Here is a 12,415-nt window from a genome sequence, read left to right on the forward strand (position 1 = left end):
GCACCACCACCGAGCTGGTGCTCCCCGACGGTGCATCTCCGGAGTCCAACAAGTGGCTCACCGCCAATGGAGACGGCTCGCGGGTCGAGCTGCTGACGGACACCTCCCTCGGCAACGGCGACGACAACGGCGAATACTGGCGCGTCACCACCCGTGACGGCATCCAGTACTACTTCGGCCTGCACAAGCTCCCCGGCTGGAGCGAGAACAGCGTCGACCCCGACGACCCTCTCACCAACTCGGTCTTCAGCGTTCCGGTCGCCGGCAACCAGGCCGGCGAACCCTGCTACAAGACCGCGTTCGCCGACTCCTTCTGCAAGCAGGCCTGGCGCTGGAACCTGGACTATGTCGTGGATCCCAGTGGCAGCGCCATGTCCCTGTGGTGGAAGAAGGAGGCCAACTACTTCGCGCAGAACCTCAAATTCAAAAGCCCCCAAGAGTACGACCGCGGCGGCTACTTGACTCGGATCGACTACGGGCAGCGCGAAAGCACCCTGTTCGATGCCGCTCCGCTCTCCCGTGTCGCCTTCGGCGTCGACGAGCGCTGCTTCGTCGAGGACGGCATCGCGTGCTCGGAAGCGAACTTCACCTCGGGCGACTTCGCGAAGAACCGCATCTGGTACGACACTCCGGCGGACCTCTACTGCTCGGGCGCGGTAGGGAAGGAGTGCTACGTCCCGGTGCCCTCGTTTTGGTCGCGCATCCGCCTGAACCAGGTCACCACCTATGCCCAGCGGGTGGAGGGCTCGACGGCGCTCAAGGAGGTGGACTCCTGGACGCTCACGCAGTCGCTGCCCGCGGAGCGGACCGACGAGGGCACCGCACTATGGCTGGAGTCCATCACCCGCCGGGGCTACGGACCTTCGGGCGAGAGCATCCGCCTGCGTCCGGTGACCTTCGTCGCCAACACCGTCCGTATGCCCAACCGCGTCAAGGAGGGGGCCAGCGATCCGAACCCCACGTTCGACCGGCTGCGCATCGAGCGCGTCATCAACGAGTACGGCGGCGAGACCTTCGTCGACTACCGCGAGCCGGTCGGCGCGTGTGCGAGCGGGAGCGGCTTCCCGGCCGTGGAGAAGAACAGCGGCCTGTGCTTCCCGGCCCATTGGCATCCTGATCCCGACAAGGCCGACGAGTCCATCGACTGGTTCAACAAGTACATCGTCGACCACGTCCAGGAGTTGCCCGCGGTCAAGGGTGTGCCGGGCACCACGACGTCCTACGAGTACGCAGAGGCTGGAGACGCTGCTTGGGCGCTGAACCAGGCCGAATTCTCCAAGGAGAAGACCCGGACGTACGACCAGTGGCGTGGCTACGGGCTGGTCCGCACGATCACGGGCGCGGACTCGGACGACCCGCACCAAGGCACCAAGCGCTCCATGTCCGAGACGCGCTACTTCCGAGGCATGCACGGTGACCCCCTGCCTGGGGGCATCAGTCGCGACATCACGGTGCGCGACCACGACGGAGCCGTGATCGCCGAGGATCAGCTCGCATTCCAGGGACGTGTCGCGGAAACGCTCACGTATGACGGCTACAACGGGAACCTGGTGTCCCGTTCCGTCGACTACCCTCAGGCGACAGTGCTGGCCACCCGCACGCGCACCGGCGGCATCCCCGCGCTGAAGGCGTACCGCGTCCAGGACAGCCACAGCATCACGACCACGCGCTCGTCCGGTACGCGGGGCGACGACACCCGTAACTGGCGCAGCCTGCGCACCAACACCACCTATGAGCCCACGTACGGCTTGCCCACCAAGGTGGAGAGCCTCGGAGACACTGACAGGTCCGGGGACGAGTCCTGCTCGGTGATGTCGTACGTGCACAACACCGGCAAGCACCTCATCGGCCTGGCGAAGGAGACGCTGACCACCGCGGGTACCTGCGCGGAAGCAGCGGGCGCGACGGCGGCCGACTGGATATCCGGTTCCCGGGTCGCCTACGACGAGGGTGTGTTCGGCGCGGATCCGGTGTTGGGACTCGCCACCACGACGTGGGACATCAGCGGTTCCGGCGGCAGCTGGACGCAGAGCGGCACCGTCCAGTACGACAGCTACGGCCGTCCGACATCTGCCACGGACGCGGCAGGCAACGCGTCCACCACCGCGTACACCCCGGCTACCGGCCAGGTGTACAAGATCACCACCACCAACGCGCTCAACCACACTCAGTCGTCGGAGATCGAGCCGGGCCGCGGGACCACGCTCAAGGAGACCGACGCCAACGGCCGGACAACGTCCTTCGCGTACGACGCGCTGGGCAGGACAACGGCCGGCTGGCGGACCTCGCAGTCCACGAGCGAGGCCGCTTCGATCAGGATGGAGTACAACACCACCCCCGGAGAGCCGGTCTCCGTGGTGACCTCGACGCTCGACGACAACGGTAAGTACACCGACTCGGTCGTCTTCTACGACGGGCTGGGCCGTGAGCGCCAGCGGCAGCAACCGGCGGTCGGTAAAGGGCGTTTGATTACCGACATCATCTACAGCGCCAACGGCACTATCGAGCGCACCAACAATGCCTATTACGCCGCCGGTGAGCCACAGCCGGTGATGTACGAAGTCGCCTCGGACTTCAACGTTCCCAACGCGACGCTCTACAAATACGACGGCGCGGGTCGAGTGCTGGCGGAAACCCCGTACGAAGGCGGCTCGACCAGAGACGAGAAGGCGACTCGCTACGAGTACGGCTTCGACTACTCCACCGTCATCAATCCGACCGGCGCCACCTCTCAGCGTACGTGGAGCGACGCCCTCGGCCGGACCGTACGAGTGGACACGTACACGGACGCCGCAAGGACCGCCACGCCGCGCAAGACGATCTACGAGTACGACAGGCGCGGAAACCAGGTCAAGGCCACGGACACCAAGGGCAACACCTGGTCCTGGACCTATGACGCCCGTGGTCGGCAGACCTCTGCCACGGACCCCGACACGGGGACGACCTCCACCACCTACGACGCACTGAACCGTCCGGTCACCAGCACGAGCGACCGAGAGGGCGCACAGAAGATCACGGTGTGGAACGGGTACGACAAACTGTCGCGTCCGACCGAGCAGCGCCTCGCCTCCTCCACCGGCACCCTGCTGACCTCGAACACCTATGACACCGTCGTCGGCGGACTCGGCCTGCCCGCCTCGACAACCCGCTACACCGATGGCCTCGGCTACAGCACCACGATCACGGGCTACACGAAGGACTACCAGCCGACCGGCAAGAAGGTCACGCTGCCTCAGACGGTTGCGACGCTCTACGGCCTGGACGCGACCTACCAGTACTCGTACGAGTACAGCGAGATGGGGCTGCCGAAGTCGGTCTCGCTGCCGACCGCGGGTGCGCTGGGCGCAGAAAAGGTGATCACTCGCTACAACGACGACGGGCTGCCGATCTCGACATCGGGCCTCGACTGGTACACCGCCGAGACCAACTACAGCGTCTACGGCGAAGTGCTGCGCGTCGTCAGCGGAGAGCACCCGAACCGGGTCTGGACCACCAACCTGTTCGACGAGCGGACCGGGGAACTCACGGAGAGCATTGTCGACCGCGAGCACACAGACGTTCCGACGGGAGGCCCGGGCCACCGTGTGAACGCCCGCTCCTACGCGTACGACCCGGCCGGCAACGTCACGAAGATCGAGGACACTGCCAACGCGATCACCGATCGGCAGTGCTTCCGTTACGACGTGCTGGGACAGCTGACCAGGGCGTGGACCTCCGACGACAAGGAGTGCGCCTCTGACGCAGCGGGCGCGCCCATGTCGGTGACGCTGGGGGCGGCGGCCGATGGCTACCACAAGGAGTACCGGTACGACGAACTCGGTAACCGCACCGAGATGGCCGACCATCGCATGAAGCTCGTCGACCACGACGCGAGTGCGTCCACCCCGCCGGTCACCGAGGCTGACCCGGTCAACGACACGAAGACGACGTACACGTACGGCGACGCCGGAAAGCAGCCGCACACACTGACCGGAATGACCTCGGAGTACACGACGGACAAGGGGGCGCGGGTCACTGAGGCTTCGACGCGCACCTACGACGACGCCGGCAACATGGTGTCCCGTGTCGACGGCGGCGACGAGCAGTCACTGTCGTGGACCTGGGACGGCAAGGTCGAAAAGGTCACAGGCTTCGGCGACAGGGGCGCCGGCGCGTGGACCGGTGTTGACGGTAAGTGCCTCGATCTGTCCTTGGCCTCCACGGCCCCCGGGACGGCGCTGCAACTGTTTACGTGCAACGGATCGCGAGCCCAGAAGTTCCGGATCGAGGCATTCTCGGTCACGGACTCGTCCAAGGGCGCGCTGAAGGTACTCGGCAAGTGTGCCGTGCCCAAGGACGGCGGTACGGCTGACGGCACCGCGGTCGTGATCGCGGACTGCACGGGCGCAGACGCCCAGCACTGGAGTGCCGTGGCGGCGGGCAACAAGCTCAAGCACGTGACATCGGGCAAGTGTCTGGCCGTGCCGGGAGCGACTCCCGCGAACGGCACCGACCTTGTGCTGTCTGCCTGCGACACGAGCGGCGCGGTCCAGTCCTGGAAGCCGGCCAACGAGACCACCTACGTCTACGGACCCGGTGGCGAGCGCTTGATGGCACTCACTTCGAGTGAGCGGATCCTCTACCTCGGGGACACCACGGTCTCGATCGGCGTGAACGGCGCGCATTCCTACAGCGAGCGCTACTACGCCCAGCCCGGCGCACCGACCGTGATGCGGCATGTTCAGGGAACGGGGGCCGCGGAACTGTCGATGCAGGTGTCGGACCAGACCGGCACCGCGTACGTCAACGTGAAGCTCGGCGCCGGCAACGCAGTGAAGTTCAACAAGCTGGACCCGTTCGGCGTGAAGCGGTCCGAGCACGCCACCTGGCGTTCCGCTCGGGGGTTCATCGGGGGCGACGAGGACAGTGCCACCGGCCTGGTCCACCTGGGAGCGCGAGAATACGACCCGTCCACGGGACGGTTCATCTCGGCGGACCCGGTCCTGGACCTGGCCGACCCGGTCCAGATGAACGGGTACGTGTACTGCGAGAACAACCCGGTCACCTTCGCCGACCCGACGGGTCTGGCGTCGGACGGCGGCGGCGTGGGCGACAGCTACTACGGCGGCGCGGAGGGATCCGAGGCCTGGGCGAAGCAGCAGCTGAGCCTGTCCATTGGCGACATCATCCTGAGTGTCGGCTGGGCGGTGCTCAAGGAGTTCATCGGCTGGGATTCCATCGTTGGCTGCTTCTCTCGTGGCGACCTATGGGCCTGCGGAAGCCTGTTCCTTCAGGCGATTCCGGCCGCCAAGATCGCCAAGATTCCTGCGATCGTCAGCGCGGCAAACAAGATCGCGGGAGCGATCAACGCCTGGATCAAGGCCAAGGAGAAGGCCCGCAAGATCATCGAGATGGCCAAGGCGGCGAGGGAAGCCGCCCGGAAGGCCGCAGCGGCGAAGAAGGCGGCGGCCGAGAAGGCCGCGCAACTAGCCAAGCAGGCGCAGGAGGCAGCGACCAGAGCCGCAAAAAAGACGGCACAGAAAACAGGAAACGCTGTACAGAAGACACAGAAGGCCACTGCACGGAAGTCTCAGAACAACGCGCCGGCGAAGAAGTCAGCGGGCTCTCAGCCCAAGAAGACTGCAGAGCCGAAGGCAGCGGACAGAGACAGCGGCGATGGCGGCAGCTGTTCGACCGACAACAGCTTCACGCCGGGCACGCTGGTTCTGATGGCAGACGGCTCCACCAAGCCGATCAAGGACGTCAAGAACGGCGACAAGGTCCTGGCCACCGACCCGGAGACGGGCGACACCAAGGTCGAGACGGTCACTGCCGAGATCAAGGGCAAGGGCGTCAAGCACCTGGTCAAGGTCACGATCGACACGGATGGCGACAGGGGAACCAAGACGGCGACGGTCACGGCGACTGTGGGCCACCCGTTCTGGGTGCCTGAGCTGGGCGAGTGGCTGGACGCCACGGATCTGAAGAGGGGCCAGTGGCTCCGTACCAGCGCCGGCACACACGTCCAGATCTCGGCGATCGAACGGTGGACGGCCCAGTCGGCAGCGGTTCACAACCTGACCGTCAGTGACCTGCACACGTACTATGTGCTGGCGGGCGAGACACCGGTACTCGTTCATAATGCAACGCCAGGTCAGAAGTGCGATCTGACGCTGGGTGCTGGTCCGAATGCCCGAGAGGGAGTAGGCCTGGAGAACGGGGACATTGAAGCAGATGGCGTTCGAGATCTGATCAATGAATCCGGAAATAAGCACGGCTGCCACACTTGCGATGCCACGACCCCCGGCACCAAGGACGGGGACTGGATTCCAGATCACCAGCCGCCATCTAGTCTCGTCGCTCCCGGATCTCCTCAGACGGCGTATCCTCACTGTCTGCCCTGCGCTAGGCGGCAGGGTGGGGTCGTCTCACAACTTTCACAAGGAAAGAGCAAGAAGGAATGGTAGCTAATAGCCCTGTGGTTGCATTCCTGGCAAAAATCGAGCACGGATGCCTGATCTTGCGGGATGCGGGAAGTGGCGACGACATCAGCGACTGGGACCCGGCGTCAAGCAGCTGGTATCGAGAGGGCAGTTCACTCATCTTCGGCGTCCAGGCCAGTGTCGATGGCCCTGTCGAATGCGAGGTATGGAAGTCGACTCCGCCTGTGGTGCTTCCTGCGAACCTCTTTGAGGTGTCACTCCCATGTCCGTCCGGGTGGCTCGTATTGCACGACCCGAACGAATACGCCCGAATGCAATTCGTGGGATTCCGTGGCTCTGTGATCTGCTCAGTAATGGTGGATGATCCGCAATTTCCGTCAAAGGTTCAGATCTTGCTGAGGGGAGAAGGTAAGTAGCTTCTTGACACTCGCAGGAACGGGCGACGCTCTATTCGGCGGTCTCGCCAGTTTCTCGCATGCGGCGTGAGGGCGTCGTTCCGCTGGGGGATGCCGGCCTTCCTGCGCGATTCCGAACTGCAAAATTGAAGCCCCGTCAGATGCGTCCTGATGGGGCTTCTGCATGGGGTGACGGCATAGTCGACGGCAACGTCAGCGGACGATGGCTCCGCACAGTGGCGGGTCGTTGCCTTCGTCGCGGGTCGGCTCGTGGCCAGCAGGACCGTCGAGCGCGGTGCTGAGGGTGTCAACGGCGTCGCACCGGCTCCGCGTCCGGCTCGCGGTCGGGCTGCAGAGTCCAGGTCTCGTAGCGCAGGACGGAGCGAGGGGTCACCGTCCCCACCTCCGGTTGGCCACGGCCACCTTGGCGCTCAACTCCTCGGCCGGGGTCGGCGGACGTACGTCCTCGGGCGGCACGTCCCACTCCCGGCCACCGCGCGGCGGCCGAAGCTGCACGTACGGCCCCACATGCCCCATCACCACGCCAACGCGGCCGTTCCGCCGGTCGACCATCACGTCGCCCACACCGGGCGAAACGGTGTGCTGGCCCGTGTCAGGGTTGCCGTCCGTCATCGTGACCACCCCGGACAGGCGGTCCGCGACCGGGCATCCAGTCGCAGGGCGGGAACACATCGTGTGGCGCTCACTGGCACGTTGAGGCTCCTCGGCGGCGTGAATCCGTGCCCCTGGGCCTGTCGGTGCCGCAGGGTCGGCACCGATCCTCACGCCGGTCGCCAGGACGAAGGAACCTCCACCAAACCCCACTCCGGGACGTCCTGCACCATGTAGAACGTCCCTGGTGCCGTCCCGAGACCAAGGGGGAGACTCGTGCCGAACGAGAGACTACGAGCCGTCATGGCAGCCGGAGGCTGGACGTACGCCACCCTCGCCCAGCAGGTCGAGGTCGATCCCAAGTCGGTCGAGCGCTGGGTGAACCTGGGGCGCATCCCACGTCATGCCACAGCCTTGCAGGCGGCCAAAGCCCTGGGAGAAGACGTGCACGCACTCTGGCCGGCGCTCCGCCAAGCCCGCCCTGCCCGCGCCATCAGCCCTGAGTTGGTGGCGCTCTACGAGCAGCGGGCCGACATCCCCGTTTCGGCGTTCACCGACCTGATGGCGCAGGCCCGGGAACGGATCGACATCCTCGTCTACGCGGCCGTCTTCCTCCACGAGGCGTATCCGCGGCTGAACGAACTCCTCACCGAACGCGCCGCCGAAGGACGCACCGTCCGCATCGCGATCGGAGACGCCGACAGTGACAACGTCCAAGCCCGTGGTCGGGAGGAGCGGTTCGGCCACGGCATCGAATCCCGCTGCCGCCTCGCGCTCATGCACTACAGGCCGCTCGTCGGCATTCCCGGCATCGAAGTCCGCATCCACGGCACCACGCTATACAACTCCCTCTATCGCGCCGACGACCAGCAACTCGTCAACGCCCATGTCTGGAGCGTCAACGCGTACGCCGCCCCCGTATGGCATCTTCGCCGTCACCAGGAGAGCCGCATTTTCGACACCTACTCCGAGAGCTTCGACGCCGTGTGGACGACGGCAACCCCCGTACGAGAGGAAGGCTGACCGTGGCCCGCACCGAGTACTACGACGACCCGAACGCGCCCAAGCCGAACAGCATGGTCGTCGCCGCCTCCGCCGTCGTCACCGACGACCACGGGCGCATTCTCCTCCAGCGCCGCCGCGACAACGACCTGTGGGCACTGCCCGGTGGCGGCATGGACCTCACCGACTCCCTGCCCGGCACGGCCGTCCGCGAAGTCAAGGAAGAGACCGGCCTCGACGTCGAGATCACTGGCCTGGTCGGCACCTACACCGATCCGAAACACATCATCGCCTACACCGACGGCGAGGTCCGGCGGCAGTTCAACGTCTGCTTCACCGCCCGCATCACCGGCGGCCGGCTGGAGATCTCCGACGAGTCCACCGAACTACGGTTCGTGCCCCCAGAAGAGATCGAGCAGTTGCTGATGCACCGCACCCAACGGCTCCGGCTCCAGCACTTCCTGGAACAGCGCGAGAAGCCGTACCTGGGCTGAACCGCCTGACGGCAGTAGCGACGGCAACAAGCCCGCACAACCACGGACACCCACGCACTTCATCGGACCAGCACCGCGCTTGACCTGCGAAAGGTAGGTACGTTCGCGGCACCGGTGGTCAAGTCGACATCACCTCGACCGAACTCAATGGACCGCCACCTTCCACGGGTCAGCTGGTAGCGGGGCCCGTGCTCAAGCCACCCGCACCCGCAGCTCCTTGATGCCGTTCAGCCACGCCGAGCGCAGCCGGCGGGGGGCGCCCGCCAGGTGGAGGCCGGGGAGGGTGTCGGCTATCGCCTGGAAGATCAGGTCGATCTCCATCACCGCCAGCGACTTGCCCAGGCAGAAGTGCGGGCCCCCGCCGCCGAAGCCCAGGTGCGGATTGGGGTCGCGGGTGATGTCGAAGCGGTCCGGGGTGTCGAAGACCTCGGGATCGTTGTTGGCGGAGGAGTAGAACAGGCCGACCCGGTCGCCCTTCTTGATGCGGGCGCCGCCGAGGTCGACGTCCTGGGTCGCCGTGCGCTGGAAGGAGACCACCGGGGTCGCCCAGCGCACGATCTCCTCAGCCGCCGTCGACGGGCGCTCGCGCTTGTACAGCTCCCACTGGTCCGGGTGGGTCAGGAACGCGTGCATGCCGTGGCTGATCGCGTTGCGCGTCGTCTCGTTCCCGGCCACCGCGAGCAGGATCACGAAGAAGCCGAACTCGTCGGAGGACAGGTTCCCTTGGCCCTCGGCGGCGACCAGTTGGCTGACGATGTCCTTCGCCGGGCACTCCTTGCGCGCCGCCGCAAGGTTCATCGCGTACGAGACGATCTCCATCGCCGCCTCGGTGCCGACCTCCTGCGTGATCGCGTACTCGGGGTCGTCGTACGCGGCCATCTTGTTGGACCAGTCGAAGATCTTGGCACGGTCGGCCTGCGGGGCGCCGATGAGTTCGGCGATGGCCTGGAGCGGCAGCTCGACGGCGATGTTCGTCACGAAGTCGAAGCTGCCGTCGTCGGCGGCGGTGGCGAGCGCGGACTCGACTATCGAGCGGGCCCGGCGGCGCAGCGCTTCCTCCAGTGAGCGCACCGCGCGCGGGGTGAAGCCGCGCTGGACGATCTGGCGGACGCGCGTGTGCTCAGGCGGGTCCATGTTCAGCATGATCAGCTTCTGGACCTCGATCTGGTCACGGCTGATCGATTCGTTGAAGCGGATGACCGCTGTGTTGGTGTTCGACGAGAACAGCTCGGGGTGCGTGGAGACGTGCTTGACGTCCGCGTGCCGGGTGACGGCCCAGTACCCCTCGTCGTCGAAGCCGGAGACGCCGGCCGGCTGGGTGCACCACCAGACCGGCGCGGTGCGCCGCATCTCGGCGAACTCCGGGTGGGGGACACGGGCCTGGAGGAGGTCGGGGTCGGTGAAGTCGAACCCGTCGGGCAGATGGGGGCAGGACATCGGCAGCTCCGCGTTCGGGTGGACGGTCTGACGAGCCATCAGGAGGTGTCCGAAAGGTAGTAACGAGTTCTACAAGTGGCAAGGGTCATGGAGGGAGCAGTTGCCCGGAAAGGGTGGAGTGGGGGCGTGCAAGACCCTTGCGTACCGGCGGTAATACTCATAAGACTCCAGAGGGAACTAGAACGCGTATCAGTTCGTGAGTTCGGCCCGGAGGGCGCCGGGACGCCCGGAGGCCGCGCGAGGAGAGGACGAGCTCATGGCCGCGGAACCCGTCATCGTCGAAGCCGTACGCACTCCCATCGGCAAGCGGGGAGGACTCCTCGCCAATCTTCACCCGGCCTATCTGCTCGGCGAGACCTACCGCGAACTCATCGGCCGCACCGGCATCCCCGCCGACTGCGTCGAGCAGATCGTCGGCGGCACGGTCACCCACGCCGGGGAACAGTCCATGAACCCCGCGCGCACCGCCTGGCTGGCCATGGGCCTGCCGTGCGAGACGGCCGCGACGACCGTCGACTGCCAGTGCGGCTCCTCGCAGCAGGCGAACCACATGGTCGCCAACATGATCGCGTCCGGCGTCATCGACATCGGCATCGGCTGCGGCGTGGAGGCCATGTCCCGCGTGCCGCTCGGCAGTGGGTCCAAGCACGGTCCCGGCAAGCCCTTCCCCGACGAGTGGAACGTCGACCTGCCCAACCAGTTCCACGCCGCCGAGCGGATCGCGCGGCGCCGTGGGCTGACCCGCGAGAACGTGGACGCGCTCGGCCTGGTGTCCCAGGAACGGGCGGCGAGCGCCTGGAGCGAGGAGCGGTTCAAACGCGAGACGTTCGCCGTGCAGGTGCCCACGACCGAGGAGGAGCAGGCCGCCGGCCAGGGCATGTGGCGGCTCGTCGACCGCGACGAAGGGCTGCGCGACACGTCGATGGAGGCGCTGGCCGGGTTGAAACCGGTCATGCCGAACGCCGTGCACACGGCCGGCAACTCCTCGCAGATCTCCGACGGCGCCGCCGCCGTCCTGTGGGCGTCGAAGCGGATGGCACGGGCACTGAAACTGAGGCCCCGCGCGCGGATCGTCGCGCAGGCCCTCGTCGGGGCCGACCCGCACTTCCACCTCGACGGCCCGATCGACGCCACACGGGCGGTGCTCGGCAAGGCGGGCATGTCGCTCGGGGACATCGACCTCGTCGAGATCAACGAGGCGTTCGCGGCCGTGGTGCTGAGCTGGACCCGGGTCTTCGACCAGGACCTGGAGAAGGTGAACGTCAATGGCGGGGGCATCGCGCTCGGCCACCCGGTCGGCGCGACGGGCGGACGGCTGATCACCACCGCGCTGCACGAACTGGAACGGCGGGACAAGGAGTTCGCGCTGATCACGATGTGCGCGGGCGGCGCGCAGGCGACCGGGACGATCATCCAGCGGCTCTGAGCCCGCGCGCCTTGACCTCAAGCGAGCTTGAGACAGCAGGCTTGCCGGCATGACCACGCAGAGGGATCACCACGACATCAGCGCGCTCGTCAGCCGCCTCTTCCGCGCCTTGGACACACGGGAGTTCGCGGAGGGATGGGCGGACGACTACTTCACGGACGACGTGCGGACCACGACCCCGGTCGGTGACGCCGAAGGCGGCGACGCCGTACGGCACACCGAGGTCGCCATCGGCCGGTTCGCCCGGACCCAGCACATGGCCTCCGACGTCCTGGTCGACGTCGGAGGCGACGGGGATGCGGCGACCGCCTCGTGGAACGCGCTGATGGTGCACATCCATCACGACTCGACCCTGCGGGAACGCGGTGAAGGGGCGAGTCCCCTGTTCACCGTGGGCGGTGTCTTCGACGCGGAGCTGCGGCGCACGTCCGGCGGCTGGCGGTTCAGCCGCATGGACGTCCGGGCCGTGTGGACCACGGGCGAGCCGCCCGTGCTCAGCGGGTGAGGGGCTGCGCGCGGGCCATTTGACAGGGGTGTGTCCTCGCAGGCAGACACCTGTGGGGCCCTGCCGGGTCCCGTACGGGCAATGATGACGAGGGGCGCCACTCTGCCGGCCGGTCACCGGGC

7 protein-coding genes are annotated in these 12,415 nt (G+C 66.6%); 5 read left to right on the top strand and 2 right to left on the bottom strand.

Annotated elements, in window-relative coordinates; all coding sequences use genetic code 11:
* The first annotated feature begins 17 nt into the window (after positions 1 to 17).
* Positions 18 to 6,446 carry a polymorphic toxin-type HINT domain-containing protein gene (locus ACH5AF_RS03805; RefSeq protein ID WP_398899728.1) on the top strand — a complete coding sequence of 2,143 codons (6,429 nt, stop codon included), beginning with the start codon at positions 18 to 20 and terminating at the stop codon, positions 6,444 to 6,446.
* Between the two features lie 761 nt (positions 6,447 to 7,207).
* Here ACH5AF_RS03805 and ACH5AF_RS03810 read toward each other — a convergent pair.
* Positions 7,208 to 7,450 carry a hypothetical protein gene (locus ACH5AF_RS03810; RefSeq protein ID WP_398899729.1) on the bottom strand — a complete coding sequence of 81 codons (243 nt, stop codon included), beginning with the start codon at positions 7,448 to 7,450 and terminating at the stop codon, positions 7,208 to 7,210.
* A gap of 282 nt (positions 7,451 to 7,732) precedes the next feature.
* Between ACH5AF_RS03810 and ACH5AF_RS03815 the strand changes: the two genes are divergently transcribed.
* On the top strand, positions 7,733 to 8,452 hold the full coding sequence (locus tag ACH5AF_RS03815) for an XRE family transcriptional regulator (RefSeq protein ID WP_398899794.1): 720 nt from the start codon (positions 7,733 to 7,735) through the stop codon (positions 8,450 to 8,452).
* A gap of 2 nt (positions 8,453 to 8,454) precedes the next feature.
* Positions 8,455 to 8,925 (top strand): NUDIX domain-containing protein, encoded by a 471-nt coding sequence (locus ACH5AF_RS03820; RefSeq protein ID WP_398899730.1) that lies wholly within the window; start codon positions 8,455 to 8,457, stop codon positions 8,923 to 8,925.
* A 192-nt stretch (positions 8,926 to 9,117) separates the two neighbouring features.
* Here the strand turns inward: ACH5AF_RS03820 and ACH5AF_RS03825 are convergent, their stop codons facing one another.
* Positions 9,118 to 10,362, bottom strand: a complete 1,245-nt coding sequence (locus ACH5AF_RS03825) for a cytochrome P450 (protein WP_398899795.1) — start codon at positions 10,360 to 10,362, stop codon at positions 9,118 to 9,120.
* A 256-nt stretch (positions 10,363 to 10,618) separates the two neighbouring features.
* On the opposite strand from ACH5AF_RS03825, the gene ACH5AF_RS03830 reads away from it, so the two are divergent.
* Both ACH5AF_RS03830 and ACH5AF_RS03835 read left to right on the top strand, forming a co-directional pair.
* Positions 10,619 to 11,788, top strand: a complete 1,170-nt coding sequence (locus ACH5AF_RS03830; RefSeq protein WP_398899731.1) for a steroid 3-ketoacyl-CoA thiolase — start codon at positions 10,619 to 10,621, stop codon at positions 11,786 to 11,788.
* A gap of 49 nt (positions 11,789 to 11,837) precedes the next feature.
* Positions 11,838 to 12,293 (top strand): nuclear transport factor 2 family protein, encoded by a 456-nt coding sequence (locus tag ACH5AF_RS03835; protein ID WP_398899732.1) that lies wholly within the window; start codon positions 11,838 to 11,840, stop codon positions 12,291 to 12,293.
* Positions 12,294 to 12,415 lie beyond the last annotated feature (122 nt).

Source organism: Streptomyces sp. NPDC018833, from assembly GCF_044390825.1.
In the GTDB taxonomy this organism is placed as follows: domain Bacteria; phylum Actinomycetota; class Actinomycetes; order Streptomycetales; family Streptomycetaceae; genus Streptomyces.

Coding starts and splice junctions, on each gene's coding strand:
- ACH5AF_RS03810 (WP_398899729.1), bottom strand. CDS start 7,450: ATGACGGACGGCAACCCTGACACGGGCCAGCACACCGTTTCGCCCGGT.
- ACH5AF_RS03815 (WP_398899794.1), top strand. CDS start 7,733: ATGGCAGCCGGAGGCTGGACGTACGCCACCCTCGCCCAGCAGGTCGAG.
- ACH5AF_RS03825 (WP_398899795.1), bottom strand. CDS start 10,362: ATGTCCTGCCCCCATCTGCCCGACGGGTTCGACTTCACCGACCCCGAC.
- ACH5AF_RS03830 (WP_398899731.1), top strand. CDS start 10,619: ATGGCCGCGGAACCCGTCATCGTCGAAGCCGTACGCACTCCCATCGGC.
- ACH5AF_RS03835 (WP_398899732.1), top strand. CDS start 11,838: ATGACCACGCAGAGGGATCACCACGACATCAGCGCGCTCGTCAGCCGC.